The following is a 21,630-nucleotide window of genomic DNA, read 5'->3' on the forward strand; positions in this document are numbered from 1 at the left end:
CTAAGGATTCCTTTATTTTTTTTCTATGATTTTACCATTCTCTAAATATATAATTTTATCTGCTATACTTGTATCTGCAAAATCATGAGTTACAAAAATAGCTGTTGTATTTGATTTTTTTATAATACTTTTTAAATGTTCTCTAATATGTTCTTTTAATTCAGTATCTAAATTAGAAAAGGGTTCATCAAGAAGAATTAAATTTGGACTAGGAGCTAGAGACCTAGCTAAAGCTATTCTTTGTTGCTGACCCCCTGATAATTCATGAGGAAATCTTTTACCAAAGCCTTCCATTTCAACTAATTCAAGCATCTCTTTCACTTTTTCTGATTTGTTTTTTTTCTTTAAACCAAATTCAATATTCTTTTCAACTGTCAAATGTGGAAAAAGAGCATAATCTTGAAAAAGCATCCCTATATTTCTTTTTTCTGTGGGAACATTTGTTTTATCATCTATTAAAACTTTATCATCTATTAAAATAGATCCTTTATAAGGTTGCTCAAATCCTGATAAAATTCTTAATAACGTTGATTTTCCACTTCCCGATTTTCCTAAAATAGCTATTATCTCTCCACGTTTAATCTCTAAATTAAAATCCTTCAATATATCTTCTTTATCATATTTAAAATATAAATTATTAATTGAAATATACATTATTTTTCCTTTCTACTAAATATTAAAACAGCAATAGAACACATCCCTATTATTATAAGAGAAGGAATGGAACTTTCTTGAATCATCTCATCATTTGCGTACTGCTGAACTAAAGTTGCTAAAGTATTAAAATTAAAAGGTCTTAATATTAAAGTTAGAGGCAACTCTTTTGTTATCTCTATAAATACCAAAATAAAACTAGAAAAAATTGCTGGTTTTATCATTGGAAGATCCACCTTAAAAAAAGTTCTTGTAATTCCAAATCCAAAAGTTCTAGAAACTTGATGAAACTTAGTACCTATTTTTTTAAAATTAGAGTCTATATTTGAATAAGATACTGCTAAAAATCTAACTAAATAAGCAAATATTAAAATTAAATAACTAGATGATAAGACAAGAGATTTATCTATCCCTAAAGATGTGTAAACTCCTTTTAAATTCTGATCTAAAAATATAAATATAGTCATTACTCCAACTGCTATAACAGCACCTGGAATTGAATATCCCATGTTTACGATTTTAGCTAAAAAAATCATATCTTTTTTTAATCTCATTGTATTTGCTATTATTATGGAAACTGTTACTATTATAAAACAAGCTACTACAGTTATTCCTAAAGAATTTTTAAATACTCCTAAAAGTTCAAAATAATCAAAATGTAAATAACTTAATTTTGTCCAATATAAAAGTTGTAAAATAGGTATTATAAAACTAAATAACAGTATTATCATACAATATGTAAAAACAACAATGCATTTATATCCTTTTAATTTTATTGTTTTTAAAGGTTTGCTCTTAGTTGAAATAGTATATTTTTTATGACCCCTACTTTTACTTTCAATATATAAAATTCCAAAAATAAATATAACTAAAATAGCTGAAAGTTTTAAAGCTGAAGTTAAATCTCCTAAAGATAACCAAGCTCTAAATATTCCTATACTAAAAGTATTTACTCCAAAATAGCTAACTAAACCATAAGCATTTAAAACTTCCATTAGAACTAAACTAACTCCTGATATAATAGCTACCCTAGAAAGAGGTAAAATTACTTTAAAAAATGTTTCTGGAAGAGTCTTCCCTAAAGAACGAGAAGCTTCTATCATATTTTTAGAACTTTTATTAAAATATCCTTTCATAATAATAAATACATAAGGATAAAAAAACAAACTAAATACAATAATAACTCCGTATATATTTAATATGTCTATTCTTAAATTTATTCCTAATTTTGATAAAATTCTAGATATACTTCCTGTAAAAGAAAACATATCTGAATATATATATCCTGCAATATAAGAAGGGATAGTAAGTGGCAAGATAAGACTTATGGAAAATAATCTTCTACAAGGAAATTCATAAACACTTACAAACCAAGCTAGAGAAACTCCTAAAATAGCTGTAATAATAGTAACACCCATTGCTATTATTACAGTATTATATAAATATTCATTTAAAACTGTATTTTTTATATGCTCAAAAATTTCATTAGAGGGTAATAATATACCTTTAAATATTAAAAAAATTGGAGAAATTATAGCTAATGTTAAAACAATAGTCATAGTAGACCAAGAGTCTAAGTTTGACCTTAGACTCTTTAAAAGCTTAACCATTATTTCCAACCAACTTCATCAAATATTTTAACTGCCTTTTCATTATAAACACCTAAATAATTTAAATCTAAGTTATCAGCTTTAAAGTCTCCCCATTTTTTTACTATTTCAGAAGGACTTACCTTTTCATTTACAGGATACTCGTAATTAAGTTCTGCAAAAACTTTTTGTCCTTCTACACTTGTCATATACTCTAAAAATTTTATAGCATTTTCTTTATTCTTTGAATATTTTGTAATTCCTGCTCCACTTGCATTAATATGATTTCCTCTATCTTCTTGATTTAAAAATTTAATTTTTAATGCTTTTCCTACTTTTACTTCATATGGATCTTTTGATGTTAACAATCTTCCCATATAATAAGAATTCATAATTGCTATTTCTCCAACTCCACTAACTACACCCTTTGCTTGATCTCTATCATTTCCTTTTGGAGATCTTGCCATATTTTCAACTATAGATTTAGCCCATTTAGTTGCCTCTTCTTCACCATCATTTTTAATAATTGAAGCTAATAAAGATTGATTATATAAATTAGAAGAAGATCTTACTAAAATCTTTCCTTTCCATTTATCATCTGCTAAATCTTCTATTTTGTTAATACTTGAAGCATCTGTCTTTGTTGGATCATAAGCTATAATTCTTGCTCTATAAGTTAATCCATACCAAAAATCATCCTTATCTTTTAAAGTTTCTTTAACATTTTCTGATAATTTTTCTGTTACAACTGGTTGCAATAATCCTTTTTCTTTTGCTCTATAAAGTTTTCCTGCATCAGCTGTTATAAATAAGTCTGCTGGAGTATCTTTTCCTTCAAGTTCTAATTTTTTTATAAGTTCATCTCCTTTAGCCTTAACAACATTAATCTTTATTCCTGTTTCTTTTTCAAAATTCTTAATCAAAATCTTATCTGCATCATAATGTCTTTCAGTATAAATATTCACTTCCTCTTTGGCAAAAGCAGAAATACCTAATACAAACAAACATAATAAAATAATTTTTTTCATTTTTTCCTCCATAAATAAATATTTTTAACTTTCTATCTTTTGATAGTCAAAATATAGTATCATGATAACATTAATGTGTCAATAATTTTTATATATGTAGTTTCTTTTTGACATTTATTTCATTTATCTTTTTCCTTCTAAAAGTTTAAAGTACAGCTAATTAGCTGTACTTTAAACTTTCATTATTTTTTTATTCTTCTATTATATGAAGAGAATCTGCTTCTAAGGTAAAATCAATTTCTGAATCTAAAGGATAATTTTTTTTATTTCTAGGATTACTAACTGAAATTTCAATTTTAAGATCTCCTAGCATAGCTTCATACTCATGATAAGCTCCCATGAACATACTTTTTGTTACTTTTCCTCTGTATCCTTCTTTTGAAATAACTATTCCTTCAGGTCTTGCAACTACTTGAACTTCTTCTCCAACATCTTTTTTAACATTTTGAGGAACTTTAAACTTAACTCCAAGAATATCAACTTCACATTCTTTTTCAGTTTTAGATATTATTTTCCCCTTAAAGATATTTGCTCTTCCTATAAAATTAGCTACAAAAGTATTTATTGGATTTTGATATACCTCAATTGGACTACCTACTTGTTGAATTTTTCCATTTTTCATTATAACAACAATATCTGCAAGTCCCATTGCCTCAGCTTGATCATGAGTTACATATATTGATGTAATTCCAACTTGCATTTGAATTTTTTTTATCTCATCTCTCATATGTATTCTCAATTTTGCATCAAGATTTGATAGCGGTTCATCAAATAATAATACTCCTGGTTCCATAACCAAAGCTCTTGCAAGGGAAACTCTTTGTTGTTGTCCCCCTGACATTTGAGATGGCATTCTATCTGCAAAATCTTTCATATTCATTAATTCAAGTATTTTATGAACTCTTCTATCTATTTCTTTTTTAGATATTTTTTGTAGTTTTAATCCATAAGAAATATTATTATATACATTCATATGAGGAAATAATGCATAATTTTGAAATACCATTGCAGTATCTCTTCTATCTGGGGTTATTCTTTCAACATTTTCTTCTCCTATATATATATGCCCTTGTGTAGGAACTTCAAATCCTGCAAGCATACGAAGAATTGTTGTTTTACCACATCCAGAAGGCCCTAAAAGACAGACAAATTTTCCTGGTTCCACATCTAAATCTAATTCTTTTACAGCATTTACTCTTTTCCCGTCACCTGTTATAAAAATTTTATTTATATTTTCAAATTTTACTCTTTTAGCTCTCATAGTATTTTCTCCCCTTCTTATTCTGAAATATCATCTATACCCATTCTTTTTAATGTAAATCTCATAAGTCCAACTATGACAAATACAATAAAGATAAGAATAGTACAATATGCTGATGCAACACCTATTTTTCCAACATCTATTTGATTCATAATAGCAACTGTAAGTAAATTATATCTAGCTGAAACTAAGAAAATTATTGTACTTACTAAAGTCATACTTCTTACAAAAGCATAAACAAGCCCACTAAAGAATGCTGGTTTTATCATAGGTAGAGTAACTGAAGTGAATACTTTTTTACTATTTGCACCTAAAACACAGGCTGCTTCTTCTATTGAAGGATCTATTTGTTGCAAGGCTGCAATACCAGATCTAATTCCAATTGGCATATTTCTCATTATAAAGGCTATTATTAAAATAAAAGCTGTTCCTGCAAGAACAAGAGGTTTTTTATTATAAGTTATAATATAACCTAAACCTACTATTGTACCTGGAATTGCTATGGCCATCATAGTTATAAACTCAATAAAAGATCTACCAAAAAATTCCTTTCTAACAATTAAAAAGGCTATAATCATAGCTAAAATTCCTGTAATTGGAGTAGAAATTAAAGCTAATAAAGTTGTATCTCTAATTGGTTTCATTCCTAAATCAAAAACATATCTATAATGCTCAAGTGAGAAACTATTATTTATTCCCCATAATTTTACAAAGGATCCTAAAGGTATCATAATATACATTATAAAAACTCCAAGTGTTATTATTGACATTACTATAACTATTGGAAGAGCTATTCCTTTTTCAGAAATTTTTTCTCTCTGTCTAGATACTTTTCCAGTTACAGTTACATAGGATTTTTTACTTATATAATATTTTTGAGTGACAAATATAGATACTGACATTAGCACTAATATTACTGCAAGGGCTGTTGCACTACCCATATCAAAGTTTCCTATTCCTTGTAAATAAATTTGAACTGCCACTGTTGTAAAATTTCCTCCTATTACCATTGGATTTGAGAAATCTGCTATTGCTTGTATAAATATTACAAGTATAGCATTTGCAATTCCTGGAACCATAAGAGGTAAAGTTATAGTTCTAAACACATCCCATCTTGAAGCTCCTAAATCTCTTGAAGCTTCTTCAACTGAAGGATCTATTTTTTGTAAAAGTCCAACTAACATTAGGTAGGCTACTGGAAAAAAAGTTAAAACTTGAACTAAGACCAAACCTTTAAATCCATATATCTCTGCATTTCTTATTCCAAGAAGTGTTCTAGTTATATATCCTCTTCTTCCAAGTAACATAATAGCTGATAATGCTATTACAAATGGAGGAGAAACAATTGGAAGTATTGCTATGGAACTAAATACTTTTTTAAATGGCACTTTTATATATGTCATTGCATATGCAAAAAAGAATCCTATAGCAGTTGAAATTGTAGATGTCACCACTCCTAATTTCAAAGTATTTAATATGATCACAAAATTTTCATGCATATCCCTTACATTTCTATAATGAATCAAAGAAAATTCTCCCTTGTAAGTAAAACTTTCCTTTAAAACATTGAACATAGGTAATAATATAAATAAGATTAAAATTACCATTACAAATGTAAAAGTTGAAAATAAGATTGGGTCATAAAACATTTTTTTCATATTTTTTATACTTGTCTCTAATTTTATTCTAAAATTTGACATATTTATCCCTTTCTCTTCCCCTATTTTTTAGGTGCTTTAGTTTTTGTTGCATTACTGAATTTTACTAGTAAATCTTTTCTATTTGCTCCTGCCCATGAAAAATCATAGTCAATTAATTTTGTACCCACTATTTCTTGAGCTTCCTTTGGAGGAATAGCATTTTCATTTGTTAAGAATTGGAAAGAACCTACTGTTTGTCCTATTTCTTGAGCTCTCTTAGATAATGCCCAGTCAACAAATTTTCTAGCAGCTTCTTGATCAGGACCGTTTTTTAAAACTGCAACTCCACCTATTTCAAATCCTGTTCCTTCCTTTGGAGCAGCAATAATTATATCTTTATACCCTTCTTTTCTATATTTAATAGCATCATGTAAGAATGTTATACCTACTGCAGTTTCTCCCATTCCAACCATTCTTCCTGGAGCTGTTCCTGATTTTGTATATTGTCTTACTTGTTTATTTAGTTGTTGCATATATTTCATTCCTTCTTTTTCACCCTTTAATTGAATTATTGTAGATAGCATTGTATATGCTGTTCCTGAAGAACCTGGATGAGCTGTTACTAATTCTCCCTTGTATTCTGGTTTTAATAAATCTGCCCAAGACTGAGGCATTTTAGCACCTATTTCATCTAATAATTCTTTATTACCAACAAATCCTAAATATCCTACATATATTCCTGTCCAAACTCCATTAGGATCTTTAAACTTACTTGGTATTTGATCTGCAACTGGAGATTTATATGGTTCAATTAATCCTTCTTCATTTGCAGCTACAAATGCATCAACTGGACCTCCAAACCAAACAGAGGCTGTCATATTATCTTTTTCAGCTCTGACTCTTGCTAAAGTTTCTCCACTACTCATTCTTACAAATTCTGTTTTTATTCCTGTTTCTTTCTCAAATTCTCTAGTAGATTTAATTGCATAATCTTCCATCAGCCCTGCGTAAATTAATAAATGCCCCTTATCTTTACTTGCCCCTAGTGCTATTGAAGATACTAACGTAAAAAGTGCCACTTTTTTCAAAAAATTTTTCATAACCTTATCCTCCTTAATCCCTTTATTTAATTTTATTTGAACTACACTCTTAATAATACCCCGTCTTTTTCAAAAGTCAAGGGCTAGTCTTCTTTATTTTTTTGCTTCCTTCTTTTATTTATTTTTTCCTTTGCTATATCCTTAACTACTTCTCTAATATTAATACTATGAAAAGTTGGAATTAATCTAAAGCCAAGATTAATTATTTTTCTTCTTTCTCCTATTCTCAATTTAAAAGTATCCATATTCAAAGTAAATTCTTTGTTTTCTACTTCTTCTATTACACCCTTTAAAATATTCATTAAATTCATTTTAATAACTACATCAATTATGAAAAATCCAAAAAACATTCCTAAAAAATATGAAAAACTTAAATTTGAAAAAAGAAAAGAAACATTTTCTGTAAGTATAGGGCTTACATATAAATAAAATAACTCCCCTAATATCCCCCAGTAAATAGCATATTTAAAACAAACTATACCATTATAATTAAATCTTTCATCTCTATAATCCCAAAGTCTAATCTTATAATATTTTAAAATAATATATCCACCAATATACTCCATTAAGGTCATAGACATAGCTATCATAAAAAATCTACTCACATCATTCATTTCATATCCTGATAATATATATAGTATTATTCCACCAATTCCATATATAGGTAGGTACGGTCCATATAAAAATCCTGGATTGATAAATTTTTTAGTATCTCCAAAATATCTTCGATAAATTAATTCTATAATCCATCCTGATACACTACAAATTATAAATATTAAACTATATTTTAATATATCGTCCATAAAAACTCCTTTCAAGTAAAATAAACTTCACTATAAGTATACTCTAAAGTTTAAAAAAATCAATTACCTACACTTAAGAGTTAAATTTTTAATCAATTATCTTTTTTTTATATTTTTTCCAAAAATAAATTTGAAAAAGATTTTTAATTGTGGTAATTTGTTAACTAGGGTAGCTAAATTTATTTTATACAAGGAGGCATCTTAATGAATATTGGGTTTATCGGAGCTGGAAAGGTTGGATTTTCTCTAGGAAAATATTTTTCAACAAAAAATAAAATAGTTGAAGGGTATTACAGCCATAATTATCAGTCTTCAGTTGAAGCAGCTAAATTTACTAATAGCAAAGCATATAGAAATTTAGAAGAATTAGTTATGAAAAGTAATATTATATTCATAACTACACCTGATGATTATATTGCTGACATATGGGAAGAAATAAAAAATTTCCAAATAGAAGGAAAAATAATTTGTCATACAAGTGGCTCATTATCTTCTAAGATTTTCTCTGGTATAAATAAATTAGGAGCATTTTCCTATTCTGTTCACCCTATGTTTCCTTTTTCAGATAAGTATGAAACATATAAAAAATTAAATAACATTCATTTTACTATTGAAGGACATGACAAATATTTAAGTCATATGAAACAATTCCTAGAAAGTTTAGGAAATAAAACATTATCCATAGACAGTGATAAAAAAAGTTTATATCACCTTGGTAACGTAACTGTTTCAAACCTTGTGATAGCACTTATTGATTCAGGATCAAAATATTTAGAAAAATGTGGAATAGACAAACATACTGCTTTAGAAGCTATGTATCCACTTATTAAAAGTAATATCGAAAATATAGGTGAACGGGGAATAACTTCTTCACTTACAGGCCCAATTGAAAGGGGAGATAAAAAAACCATAGAAAAACACATGGAAGTTATTCCTAGTGAAAATAAAAAATTGTATAAGAGTTTGTCCTTACAGCTACTTGAAATTGCGAAAATTAAAAATAAAAATAGAAATTATTCAAAATTACAAGAATATTTGGAGGAAATATAAATGAACAATACAGTTTCAACTTTTGGAAAAGCAAAAATGGAAGGTAGAAAACTTAGCATGATTACATCATATGATTATTCTACAACTAAATTAATAGATGATACAGAAATCAATGGTATATTAGTGGGAGATTCTTTAGGAATGGTATGCCTTGGATATGAAAATACATTAAGTGTAACAATGGAAGATATGATTCATCACACAAAGGCTGTTGCAAGGGGAGCTAAAAATACTTTAGTTGTGGCAGATATGCCATTTATGTCTTATCAAGCTTGTGTGGAAGATGCAGTTAAAAATGCAGGAAGATTGATAAAAGAAGGTGGGGCTCAAGTTGTTAAACTAGAAGGTGGAGCTACAGTTTGCAAACAAATAAGAGCAATTGTTAATGCAAGTATTCCTGTAATGGCTCATATAGGATTAACACCTCAATCTGTAAATGCTTTTGGAGGATTTAAAGTTCAAGGAAAAACAGAAGAAACTGCTAGAAAATTAATAGAAGATGCTAAAAAAGTAGAAGAGGCAGGAGCTTTTGCTGTTGTTCTTGAATGTGTTCCAGCAAAACTAGCTGAGTTAATAACTAAAAATGTTAATATTCCAACAATTGGAATAGGTTGCGGTACTGGTTGCGATGGACAAATATTAGTTTATCAAGATATGCTTGGTATGTTTTCAGATTTCAAACCAAAATTTGTTAAGCATTATGCAAATGTAGGAGAAATGATGAGGACTGCTTTTAGTAATTATGCAAAGGAAGTGCAAGAGGGAGTATTCCCAGCAAAGGAACATACTTTCAAAATAAATGAAGATGTAATAAGTAAATTATATTAAATATAAATAAATTTAAAAGAGGACAAAAGTCCTCTTTTTTTTTATAATTATAATTTATTCCTTTTTCTTATTTCTTTTTACTTCCTTATTAAGAGAACAACAATCTAATTTTTGATCTCCAAATGTTTTCTTGTTTTCCGCTGCAATTTTTTCTAAAAAATGGTTAAAAGCCGTTTTTAGTTTTTGTAACATAGCCATCACCTCTCTAATTTTATACCCCCCTACAGGGGGTTAACTAATCTTATCATTTTTTGATTTCTTTGTCAACGGAAATAAGCCCACCTACAAATGTAGATGAGCTTATTAAATCATGGGTATTGCTACTAATATAAGTATATCACAAAATATAATTTTATTTATTTAAATAAGTAAAATAAATTAAGATTTCATTAACATCAATATTTTTTTATAAACTAAATTAGGTTCTTTAATATCTTTAATTATAAGTCCATTAAAAATTCCTTTTTTATTAAAATTTGGAATAGAAAGATAAATACTTCCTAATTTATTTTTTTCTTGAAAAATGTTTATTTTTAAATTTATTTCTGTTATTTTTGTAAATAATATTGTTTTTATTTCAATATTAAAAAAACCTTCTTGATATTCTATTCTATCAGAATAAATCAAATATTTTGTTTTAAGATAAACTTTTTTTAAATAATAATTAGATAAAAAAGGAAATAATAAAAACACAGAAACACCTACAATTAAACCTAGATTATTTATTCTTATATTAAAATTATCAAATATCAATACTTCTAAAATTTTAAAAAATATCCCTAACCAAAAACTTGCAAATATTTGTAAAGGAATAAATCTAAAAAATATTATTTTTTTATTAAAAATCGGTTTTAATTCCATAATAAAACTATCATTATTATTCATATTTTCCTCCTATAATTAAAGTTCATACTACTGAAATTATAGTACCATATGTGACTTGTTTTATCAATATAATTTAAAACTTTCTTCTATATCAATAAATAAAAAATAGTTGTATTTCATATTGGTTAGATTAAATTAAAAAGATCCATATGTTATTGATTTATGTAAAACATAATTTACATTTCACATTGGTTAGATTAAATTGATAGAGGATTCAACAGGCTTTCAGGAGGAATCAGATTATTTACATTCCACATTGGTTAGATTAAATTTTAACAGATATATCTCCAGACCAGTATGATAAGTTATTAAGATTTACATTCCACATTGGTTAGATTAAATTTATGGTTAGTGATTATGGGCTTTACATAATATCAAGATTTACATTCCACATTGGTTAGATTAAATTTGCAAAGGAAACAGGGCGAGTGCTTACGGCTACAGTATTTACATTCCACATTGGTTAGATTAAATTCAAAGAAGAATTAGAGAGAACATTCAAAGACAATTTAGATTTACATTCCACATTGGTTAGATTAAATTATGCTAGGAAGGCTAGAGCAATAGCTTATAGAAATAGAATTTACATTCCACATTGGTTAGATTAAATTAGGTACCCTTGTAACCTCCCTAAAATTATAACATAAGAAAGTCGTTTCTGTCGACCCCCTAAATTTTTATGATTTTTGCTATAAGTTTTTCTTATTTATCCTTGGGATTTTTAGATAAATTATTTGTTTTATTAACTTTATATAAAACTGTCGATCTATAGGTAAATTTGCCTTACTGGAGGTCGACAGTTTTTGAAATTAATCTCTTATTTGGTAACACTATTTAGTTACAATCTTTATCCTATGAATTTCAAGAAAAAAGCACCCTCTTATCTCCAAAATAAAAGCATTTTTCAATCCTCCCTTTGTAATTACATAGGCTAATTTTTCCCTTCTAAAAAGCACCTATAAGTCTCTTAGAATCTGCCTGTAATCTACTGATTTTAAAGGATTTAAGATGAATATTTTCTGATTTTAACCAAAAAAAGCAAAAAAACACTTAACTTTACCATTACTCGGACAAATGTCCTTTTAATTAGTACAAAATCAAGTGTTTTTTGTTAATTTCACCCATATTAAAGGGCTATTTCTTTGTTTTTAACTAGCCTTATTAATTCTTCTACTTTTAGCTTTATAAGATCTCTTGTTTTCCTAAAATCTTCTATTGGGCCTCCTGAAGGATCATCAAGTCCCCAATCCACCTTATATTTATTTGGAATATATGGACATACAACATTACATCCCATTGTTATTAATATATCAACTTTAGAAGGAATTTCTGAAAGTAATTTTGGTCTATGACCTTTCATACTAACTCCTATCTCTTCCATAACTTCTACTGCAAGAGGTTTCACTTCCTTATAATCTTCTGTTCCAGCAGAATAAACTTCAAACATATCACTACCTAATTTTTTTGCCCACCCTTCTGCCATTTGACTTCTACAAGAATTGTGAACACATATAAATGCAACTTTGTATTTCATATTTCTCCTTTTTAATTAAAAACATTATTTATAAGATACGCTATAATAAATTCTAACATTTTTCACTGTAAATATAAAGTTATCTTTATGCTATTAATTAAATGATCTTGTTGTATATATTTATTTCTCCTTCTTTAGTCCTTAATTGTGACAACTTAGGAACTATTCTAGTGAAATGTTCTGATTTTAAATGTCTCTCTAAATCTTCTTTATTTTCCCACTCTTCTATAAAGGTTAATATACTAGAGTCTTTTTCATCTTGATATAACTCATATTTTATACAACCTTTTTCTTTTCTCGTAGCATCAGCTAATTCTTTACAAAGTTCTATAGTTTCATCAATTTTATTTTTTTTAGTAAAATTTTTTGCAATAACTTTTATCATATTTCTCCTCTTTAATTAAATTTTTTCAAAATGTACTCTTGATTCATCATATCTATCAATAAATTTATTTCCTAATCCTTCTGCTGGATAGCCTAAAGCAATCACACAATAAGGTCTTAAATTATCATTTAGTTGGAATAGATTTTTAATATTTTCTTCTCTATCTTCAAAAGGTGCTACTCCAAGCCAAACTCCTCCTAATCCTAAATCTGTAGCTTCCAACAAAATATTTTCAGCTGCGGCTCCCATATCTTGTTGCCAATTTTGAGGATATTTTAATCTTTCCTCATCTGATAATAAAACTATTGCTAAAGGTGCATCTTCAACAAATTTTGCAAAAGGACTCGCTAAAGAAAGTTCTTTCAAAGTATGTTTTTCTTGAACAACTATAAACTCCCATGGTTGTTGATTCCCTGCTGACGGAGCTTGCATAGCTGCTTTTAAAAGCTCAATAATTTTATCCTTTTCTACTACTTGATCCTTATATTTTCTTACACTCCTTCTATTAAATATAGCTTCCATAATAACTACACCTCCTAAATTTATTTTTTAACCTCTTTACTAAAAGGATACTTCATATTTCTTTATTTATCAATCCTTTTTAATAAATAAGCTACATTTTTAGGAAATATTTATTAATTATCTTGAAGTACTTAGATAAAAATCCTTCAGCTCAAACTGAAGGATTTTTTTATTTTCTTAATATTGAAGATTAAATTTTAAATGCTTATTAAAAGTCAAATCTCTATTTATTTTAAAATTTTGATCATTTACAAATTGTCTATATTCTACTGCAATTTCTGTTATTTCTTGCAATTCAGAATCTGTTAGTTCTCCATTAGGATATGCTAATTTTATTAATCCGCTAACTATTTTTTCAATAGCTCTTTTATCTCTTATAGATGCTCCTTCAATATTAAGTCTATTCATAACAAATGGATAACTTTTTCTTCTAATTTTATGTAAAATTTCACTAAAATAATCTGCTGCAAATCCATAATTTTTAGTAAATGCAAATTTAGGATCTTTAATACTATCTAATTCCCATCCAGGAACTATTCCAGCTAATCTATCTAAAAATGCTGTATGCGTATTACTTTCATGTAATAAATTTGATAAAAGATCTTGCTTATTGAATTCTCCGCTTGGAAGGTTTCCAACCATCATCATTCCACACTCACTACTTTTTTCAACACTCCCTCTATCAAATTTTCCAGACTCTAAATATTGATAAAGTTTCCCATTTACTTCATCACCAAGACCTTTATTACTTATTTTATCTATTTCATCAAAAAGAAGAACATCATATTGTACTAATAAACCATCTTGCCTTGTATTTAAATTATAAAACAGTTGTGGTACACTAACCTGGCTTCCTGAAATAACTCTAGAGTAAGAAGAAATATTTTCATAAGCATAAGTTTTCCCTGTTCCTGGATGACCAAATTCCATCATAAATAAATTATTTTCAACCATTGGTAAAAGCCTTGATAAAAGTATAAATTTTTCTCTTCTACTATAGTTAGAACAATTCAAACCTATTGTACTTATCATTGCATTTATCCATTCGTCTGTAGAAAAATTTGATCTTGCATCTACAAATTCATCTACATCTATATCTGGAAGTTGAAAAGGTTTAAATGCTTTTAAAATAACTTGTCCAGAATCATAATTATATAAAACTTCTCCCATTCCCCATAATCCATCAATCATAAGTCTAGGATAATCTTTTAATAACTCAGAAGTAACTTCTGCATCATTTATTCCCATACTTGGGATTTCCATTTGAGTATTCTGTTTATTCTTTTTTAAATTAATTTTAACTTTAAATTTATCAATCAATTTAAAACTACTTTCATCTTGTAATCTAAATTTTGCTTTTTCCCTTTCTTTACTCTCTACTCTATGCTCTGCTATATATGATTGCATAGATTTTAATCCACTTTCTTCTATCTCATCTTCACAAAAAAATCCTAAAAGATATTCTGAAACATATCTTGGAAGACTTTGTACTTCATTATTTAATGCTTTTTGTTTATCAACAACAGCACTTCCAAAATTTTCTTTTAACTTGCTTTCCCAAAGCTCCATATAACCCTCCTACAATAAACTTCTGCTTTTTTTTAATTTTTTAGATATTTTAGATTTTCTAGATTCTAAAGATTCTATATCTATATTTAATTCTGCTTTCTGGGTTTTACCATACACCTTCATTTCTATCACTACTTTTTCAGGAATTTTTCCTATTTGCTTTATAGTTAAAGGAATAACTATCTGTTTATTTCCTTCAATATTATTAAAAACTTCACTTGCTCCATTATAAGCTAAAGATACTTCCAAGCTATCTATTTCATTTTCATTTATAAGAAGAAGTATTATTTCATCTTTTTCATTAGCTGTAACTTTTAATTTTTTAGTTTCTAATTTTATTGGTTTATATTCTTTTATATTTTTGCTCAATACAGCAAAAGGAATCATTACTTCTTCCATTGCTATTCCACCGTGAGTACATTCTCCGCTTCTAATAGGAGCATATTTTCCTTTGTACATCAAATAACAATATACCTCTTTATTTCTAATAGTTTCTTTTAAGTAATAATTATTTAACTTATCTCTTGAAATAACATGATACAAATCACTTTTTTGTAAGCTTTCAATTAAAACATTATAAATTTTTTCATCAAAATATAATCCCGATATTCTTATATATCTTCCATGATTTTCTATCTCTAAATTTTTTTCTTTTATAAAATTTCTAAATTCAATATTTTTTGTATTTTCACTATTTATAGCTACACATCCATGATCAGTACAAACTACAACATCAGTATCTTTCTCTTTTATATATTCTAACACTGGTTTCATTCTATGATGAAGTATACTTTTTAAATATTCTATTGTTAGATCTTTAGACTTATGAATATTTTCGTCCATTTCTAAAATTTCATATATATTTATATCTGAGTTTTCATCTATATCTTCAAATTTTGAAATATAATTTACTTTATATTTCATAAAAAATTCTTTAATTTCATCTGCATAAGACATATTTTCATTTATATCATTATATTTTTTACCTGAAAATAATATTTTTTTACAATGATTAGTAACTGTTGGAATCATACTTAAAATTAAATCATCCTTTTGAACAAAATAATCTAATTTATTAAATTCTTCTTTGTAACTTGCCCATACATCATATCTTAAGCAATCTACAAAAACTATAAAAACTTTTTTACCTTTTAATAATATTTTCTTTATTTCTTCTAATTTATAACTCAACCCTTCTTTAATTTCAGAGCTCATTAATTGATTATAATTGTTTAAAAAATAATTTTGAAATTTCTCATCGATATTTAACCATTTTTTCTGAATATTTATTCTAATATTATTTAATTCAATTTTATATTTTTTTTCACAATCTTTTATTATCTTTTCAGTTTTATCATCACTTAAATCATTATTTAAAATAATATATTCTTTTTTAAAGAATTTTTTCCAATTTTGTAAATCTTTAATATTTTCCATTTCAAAATTGATATCTATATTTTGAATGGCTTCTACTCTTTCTAATAGTCTTTTTATTAAAATTTCTTCTGGAAACTTTTCTAAAAACTTTTCATAACTTATTTTTTTATTTTCAATATCCAAGTTTTCATTAAAGTTTTCTAAAAATTTAGCTATAAAAAATGTTTTCTCAAAATTTAAGTAGCCAGACACTCCATTTAAATACTCATTTTCATTATAATTTATAAATAAAGGTAATTTTTTATAGTTTTCTTCTAATTTTTTTTCAATTTTTTCAAAATTAATATCTTCTAATGCTTCCAAAAATGCATTATTTAATTCTTCATTTTTTTTATAAAATTTATAACTTTCTTCAACTTCATCCCAAATCCCAAATATTCTATAATTAATTTCAAAATATTTTGAAAAAATATAACCTTCTAATAATTTTTCTTTAAATATTGTTGGATGTTTTAAAAATAATTTTTGCATTTCTTCAGGATAATTTTTAAGATAAATATTTTTGAAATTTACTAATAATTCTGAATTAGAAAATGAAATATTTTCTAAAACATTTAACAACTTAAATATATTTTTTTCTTCTTGAAAATGATATCTAATTAAATCTCTATCAAAATTTTTATTTCCTTGACTTAAATCATAAAATTTTTCAAAATTAGTTATTCCTAAACTTTTCATTTCATCTATAGTAATTTCTAATTTTACCTTAGGAGATTTTTTTTCTACAACTACTCTAGTATCTTCTTCTAAATCAAGAAAAAAATTAAATAAGCTTTCCTTTTTTATCACTATTTCCATAGCTTCATCTCTATTTTTATATCTTTCATATAATTTTCTAGCTTCTAAGTAGGAATAGAGATCTTTCACTTCTATCCCTATTCCCTTTACTTGATAATTAATTCCACTATCTTTTATTAAATGTATTATTGTCCTCACCTACTCACAAAATATTTTTATTCCTTCATAGCCTTCATTTTTATATCTTTCTAAAAGTTGGTATATTTTATCATTAAACTCATTTAATGTTATCTCTTTTTTTCCAAGAATCATTAAGTTTTCATTTAATTCTTTTCTCATTTTATCTATTTCAATACTTTTTCCAAATGATTCTTTTTTATCTTCCAAATAATTATTTAATGATTCTTTTATAGAAACAATTTTCTCTTTTAAATTATCAACATGTTCATAATTTCCTGATTCTATCTGTCTCATATTTATCATTAAATCAAAGAAATCATCATTATTTTGAAAAGAAGTTTGGATATCTTTTAAAGAACTTTGATATCTTTGGAATATCCCACTAATATGAGCCTTTTTCTTGCTAAATTTTTCTTCTAACTCTTTTAATTCAGTGCTAGCTTTTCCCAAAGAATTTATTTTACACATACATCTCATTTCTCCATTTTCTTCTTTACAAGAACATTTTTCAAAACTATCTAATTCTTCTAAAAATGGTTTTATTGATGCTACATTTCCAAATTTAACATCCTCAAAGTACTTAATTGCCTCTATTTTACCTTTTTCTTCTCTTTCTAACTTTATTTTTAAACTTTCATACTCTTCATAATAACTATCATGAATTTTTTTAAATTCTCTATAATAATTTTCCTTTAAACCTTCAGATTTAATTCCTAAGTCTTCTAAAAGCTCCAAATTTAAATAATCATTTTTATAATTTTCAAAACTATCTTTTATATCTTTTAAAGTAGATTTAAAAGATTCATATCCTTCTAAATTTTCTATTTTATAATCTAAGTTACTTAAAATATCTTTCACAAAATATATTCTATTATCTTTTAATTTATTATATTTAAGAATTGTACTTTTTAATTCTTCTATATTTTCTTCATATGTTGTATTTCTAAATAAATAAGGTAATTCTTCTAGTTCCTTAAACTTTTGTTTATTATCACGTTGTTTTTGAATAGAATTTAACTTATTTGATAAAGTTTTTAACTTTCCTGTTTTAATCCCATAACTACTTAATTGAATTTCTTTTTTAGAAATTATTTTGTAAATGTCTACCATTTCTTTTGATAATGTTAATTCTACATTAAAGTCATTCCTTGAATCTGCTTTTACCTTTTTAGCTTCACTTTTAATTCCATTTATTCTTCCTAATGCTTTCCAAACAGATACCACTTTTTCAGGAACATAAATTATTTCATTTTTTTTCATTTCATAATCTTGAGCTTTTGAACTTAATTTTTTTGTGTTTTCTCTTTCTAGTGGAAGTGGTCTTCCGGTAGCTTTATTAACTATATAGGTTCTTCCTAGTTTATTTGAAATAAAGAAATAAAGATCTATTAAAGGTACATTCAAACCATAAGGTGATGATTCTAATATTTTATATTTTTCAGCAATACTAATCTCTTCTTCTTTTGATTCAACTATATTCATTATTTCTTTTGATAAAGAACTATTATTTTCATTAGGAACTTTAAACTCAACACTTTCCATATCTACTTTTTCTGTAACACTTATTAAATCTAAAGGTTTTAAAGTAGCATATACATTTTTAGCTTCTTCTGAAGTTCTATCTTTCTTTGAAATATCTGCATTACCATCTAAGAATATTTTAATTAATCCATTCAACGGACTTCTTGTATTAAAGTTTTCAACTTTTATTTCATGAGGAAATTTACTATAGAAGTTATACAATAATTCTTTATATAATGCTATATCTTGCCTTAAATCATCTCTTATTTTTCCTTTAGAAAATATAAATGTAAAGTTTCTTAAATTTGAAAATTTTCTTAAATACTTATTTCTAATTTTATCTTCTAATTTTCTTCTTCTTTGAACAACTAATTTCTTTATATCTTCATTCTTAGCAATGTTTTCATTATTATTTTCTAAATTTAATAATGCACCATATTCAATTAATTCTTCTTTATTAAAAACAATTTCTTTCGGCATTGCTAAACAAACATTAGCTTCTAAATCATTCATTGCTATTTTGTAATCATCAATTATATTATTTTGATTATATTCTTCTTCAAAATTAGGAATTACAAAAAATATTTTTCCATCTACTTCCATTTCTTGTTTCGATGATTCTACAATGGCTCTCTTACCCATTTTTCTTAAAGCACTCACTGTAAATATTTCTCCATTTAGTTTTCTATCCATAGGATATAATCCAATACTATAATTTAAATTATAATGCTTCTTTATAAATATTCTATCTTCTGCTTTCTCTAATATTTTATCCCTTATAAAATTAGGATTTATTATTTCTTTTTCTTTATTTAATAACATTTCTATATTTATTCCACTAGTATTCACAAACATTCTATACTTACCATTAATTTTTTGAATATTTATATGATTTACTGAAGCTACTGGACCTAATTTTCTCTCAACTTCTTCTTCATTTGATTTTTGATATAAAGTTGCAAAATCACTTGCAGTAAACTCAGTTTTATTATTACTTTTTACTAAAGAGTTTGAATAAGCTAATACTAAAGCCTTAGCATAATTTATTAAGTCCTCATCTTCTCTTACTTCATTATATATTTGGTTAAATTCTTTCACTAAATTTTTGTTTCCTTGTTCTATTTCTTTTTCAAAATAATCATAAAGATCACTTAATGTTATTAAATTTATTTTCCCATTTTTCTCAACAGGTTCATTATAGAATTTTCTTCTAATAACTTCTTCTAAAAAAGTAAATGTTGTTCTTGTTTTTTGAGCATATTGGTTACTTATTGGCTCTAAGAAAGCTGCTGTTGCAGGATGCAAAGGATAAAAATCCATTAATTTTCTATTGAATTTATCTTCCGCTTCATGCACAAAATTACTATATTTATAAAATAAATCTTCTATTTCTAGTTTATCTTTTATTTCAATAGTACTTTTTAATAACTCTTCTCCTTGATTAAAACTAAGAACATGCCCTCCAAATCTTCCAAAAACTTTATCTAACATATCTTTTTTACTGCTATCATATTTCCCTACCATTTGAACTATGTCTGTATGTGTAGAGGCAATAAAGGAAACATCAATATTAGTAGATTTAGATGTTAACTGTGCTATATTTTGAATTTGACCTAAGTCTTTATTTAATCTATTATTTTCCATTGATGCACTTATATAAGCTGAAAATTCATCAAAAATAATAATTAATTCATCATAACCTTGTTCCTTTAAAACATCATTAGCATCTTTTAAAAAATCTTCTAGCTTATCTAGTTCTATCTTTGGTAAAAAGCCAAGTACTTCTTTAGCAATTTCTTCAAATTGACTTATTCCCTCTCTCTTATGATGAAATAAATTGGCTTCTACATCTCTAATTGTATAATCTTTCATTAATAAAAAATCTTCTATCTTATTTCTATTAGCTCTAACTACTCTATCAAAATTTTCCATTGTTTCTTTATATACACTAGACAAAGAAATATCTTCAAATTTTTCTTCCAATGCTCTTGTTACTTCTGATTGTATTACATCTTTAAAATCTTTTTCATTTTCATTTTCTCCGTTTATACGAACAAGAAAATATTTCTTATCTTTTCTTATTAAATTTAGTTGATATTGTAATTCTGGAAAATTATTAAATCTAGAAATTAATTCATCTGCTAAACGACTATTTTTCATTTCTAAAACAACACTTAACATCAATAAAAAATAAGATTTCCCAGTACCATATTGTCCTGATAATATATGTGCTCTTTTCATAGATGGATTTATATCTTGCAGTTTTGCTCTTCTAGTACTACTTCTTACCATAGTAATACTTTCTAAAATATCCACAAAAATTTCTGCTAAATCCTCTGTCATTATATAATTTGCTAACAATCTTTCTTGCTCATTTATATTTCCTGCCCATTTTAAATTTATTACAGGATCAAAACTTTTTAAATTTATTAATTCTTTAATCAGCATCCTTTTTCCTCCAAATAATAATATTTTCTTCTGGTAATTTACTTTTTTCTAATATATTTTCAAGCTTCATTTTTTTTATATTTGAAATAATAAAAATTACTTTACCAGTATAAGCTTGCATTATCATACTATCAAAAAATTTCTTTAATCCATTTTCATTTTTTTCTAAATTATAAAGTATATTTTGAACAAATTCTAAATTATCAATCACTACTATTCCCCTATTGTAATCTATCAGTCGCTCTATATATTTAAAGAAAATTCCTATCTCAAATAAAGTTAAGCTAAGCATTTCTTTATCAAAAAATTTCTTTGCTTCCTCTAAAAAATTGATATACTTTATATTTTCTATTTTTAATAATTCTTTAGTTTTCCCGCTTCCTACTTCTCCTAAAAGAATATAAGATTTTATTCTTGAATTATTATTTCTTATAGCTTCTATAATATTTTTCATAAAA

18 protein-coding genes and 1 CRISPR repeat array are annotated in these 21,630 nt (G+C 25.9%); of the genes, 2 read left to right on the forward strand and 16 right to left on the reverse strand.

The window, feature by feature from the left end; translation table 11 throughout:
• Positions 1–12 precede the first annotated feature (12 nt).
• From Q7K47_01885 to Q7K47_01915, 7 genes are all read right to left on the reverse strand, one after another.
• Positions 13–654: an ABC transporter ATP-binding protein gene (locus Q7K47_01885; protein ID MDP0505955.1), complete on the reverse strand. Its 642-nt coding sequence runs from the start codon at positions 652–654 to the stop codon at positions 13–15.
• Positions 654–2,264, reverse strand: a complete 1,611-nt coding sequence (locus Q7K47_01890) for an iron ABC transporter permease (protein ID MDP0505956.1) — start codon at positions 2,262–2,264, stop codon at positions 654–656. The genes Q7K47_01885 and Q7K47_01890 overlap by 1 nt, the downstream gene beginning before the upstream one ends.
• On the reverse strand, positions 2,264–3,271 hold the full coding sequence (locus tag Q7K47_01895) for a Fe(3+) ABC transporter substrate-binding protein (protein MDP0505957.1): 1,008 nt from the start codon (positions 3,269–3,271) through the stop codon (positions 2,264–2,266). Before Q7K47_01895 ends, Q7K47_01890 begins: the two co-directional genes overlap by 1 nt.
• 190 nt (positions 3,272–3,461) lie before the next feature.
• On the reverse strand, positions 3,462–4,532 hold the full coding sequence (locus Q7K47_01900) for an ABC transporter ATP-binding protein (GenBank protein MDP0505958.1): 1,071 nt from the start codon (positions 4,530–4,532) through the stop codon (positions 3,462–3,464).
• 17 nt (positions 4,533–4,549) lie between these two features.
• Entirely contained in the window at positions 4,550–6,232 is a 1,683-nt protein-coding gene (locus Q7K47_01905; protein MDP0505959.1) for an iron ABC transporter permease, read from the reverse strand.
• 20 nt (positions 6,233–6,252) lie between these two features.
• Positions 6,253–7,272: an ABC transporter substrate-binding protein gene (locus tag Q7K47_01910; protein MDP0505960.1), complete on the reverse strand. Its 1,020-nt coding sequence runs from the start codon at positions 7,270–7,272 to the stop codon at positions 6,253–6,255.
• Positions 7,273–7,355: 83 nt separating this feature from the next.
• On the reverse strand, positions 7,356–8,075 hold the full coding sequence (locus Q7K47_01915; GenBank protein MDP0505961.1) for a putative ABC transporter permease: 720 nt from the start codon (positions 8,073–8,075) through the stop codon (positions 7,356–7,358).
• Positions 8,076–8,279: 204 nt separating this feature from the next.
• Between Q7K47_01915 and Q7K47_01920 the strand changes: the two genes are divergently transcribed.
• Positions 8,280–9,125 carry a DUF2520 domain-containing protein gene (locus Q7K47_01920; protein ID MDP0505962.1) on the forward strand — a complete coding sequence of 282 codons (846 nt, stop codon included), beginning with the start codon at positions 8,280–8,282 and terminating at the stop codon, positions 9,123–9,125.
• Complete coding sequence (gene panB, locus Q7K47_01925; GenBank protein MDP0505963.1) at positions 9,126–9,953, forward strand: 3-methyl-2-oxobutanoate hydroxymethyltransferase; 828 nt, start codon at positions 9,126–9,128, stop codon at positions 9,951–9,953. It begins immediately after the preceding gene.
• A gap of 54 nt (positions 9,954–10,007) precedes the next feature.
• Here panB and Q7K47_01930 read toward each other — a convergent pair whose 3' ends face one another.
• The 9 genes from Q7K47_01930 to Q7K47_01970 form a co-directional block, all read right to left on the reverse strand.
• Complete coding sequence (locus tag Q7K47_01930; protein MDP0505964.1) at positions 10,008–10,145, reverse strand: LDCC motif putative metal-binding protein; 138 nt, start codon at positions 10,143–10,145, stop codon at positions 10,008–10,010.
• Positions 10,146–10,331: 186 nt separating this feature from the next.
• Positions 10,332–10,838, reverse strand: a complete 507-nt coding sequence (locus tag Q7K47_01935) for a PH domain-containing protein (protein ID MDP0505965.1) — start codon at positions 10,836–10,838, stop codon at positions 10,332–10,334.
• A 107-nt stretch (positions 10,839–10,945) separates the two neighbouring features.
• A CRISPR array of direct repeats spans positions 10,946–11,449; the repeat unit is 30 nt; unit sequence ATTTACATTCCACATTGGTTAGATTAAATT.
• Positions 11,450–11,964: 515 nt separating this feature from the next.
• Positions 11,965–12,372 carry an arsenate reductase ArsC gene (locus tag Q7K47_01940; GenBank protein ID MDP0505966.1) on the reverse strand — a complete coding sequence of 136 codons (408 nt, stop codon included), beginning with the start codon at positions 12,370–12,372 and terminating at the stop codon, positions 11,965–11,967.
• A gap of 97 nt (positions 12,373–12,469) precedes the next feature.
• Positions 12,470–12,757: a putative quinol monooxygenase gene (locus Q7K47_01945; GenBank protein MDP0505967.1), complete on the reverse strand. Its 288-nt coding sequence runs from the start codon at positions 12,755–12,757 to the stop codon at positions 12,470–12,472.
• Positions 12,758–12,772: 15 nt separating this feature from the next.
• Positions 12,773–13,279 carry a nitroreductase family protein gene (locus Q7K47_01950; GenBank protein ID MDP0505968.1) on the reverse strand — a complete coding sequence of 169 codons (507 nt, stop codon included), beginning with the start codon at positions 13,277–13,279 and terminating at the stop codon, positions 12,773–12,775.
• Between the two features lie 177 nt (positions 13,280–13,456).
• On the reverse strand, positions 13,457–14,848 hold the full coding sequence (gene brxL / locus Q7K47_01955) for a BREX system Lon protease-like protein BrxL (protein ID MDP0505969.1): 1,392 nt from the start codon (positions 14,846–14,848) through the stop codon (positions 13,457–13,459).
• 9 nt (positions 14,849–14,857) lie between these two features.
• Complete coding sequence (locus Q7K47_01960) at positions 14,858–17,221, reverse strand: PglZ domain-containing protein (GenBank protein ID MDP0505970.1); 2,364 nt, start codon at positions 17,219–17,221, stop codon at positions 14,858–14,860.
• The gene (locus Q7K47_01965; protein MDP0505971.1) at positions 17,222–21,172 is read right to left on the reverse strand and encodes a DUF6079 family protein; all 3,951 of its coding nucleotides are present in this window, start codon (positions 21,170–21,172) and stop codon (positions 17,222–17,224) included. It abuts the gene before it with no gap.
• Positions 21,162–21,626, reverse strand: coding sequence for a hypothetical protein (locus tag Q7K47_01970; GenBank protein ID MDP0505972.1), 465 nt, complete (start codon positions 21,624–21,626; stop codon positions 21,162–21,164). The genes Q7K47_01965 and Q7K47_01970 overlap by 11 nt, the downstream gene beginning before the upstream one ends.
• Positions 21,627–21,630: the final 4 nt, after the last annotated feature.

Source organism: Fusobacterium sp. JB019, from assembly GCA_030673965.1.
In the GTDB taxonomy this organism is placed as follows: domain Bacteria; phylum Fusobacteriota; class Fusobacteriia; order Fusobacteriales; family Fusobacteriaceae; genus Fusobacterium_B.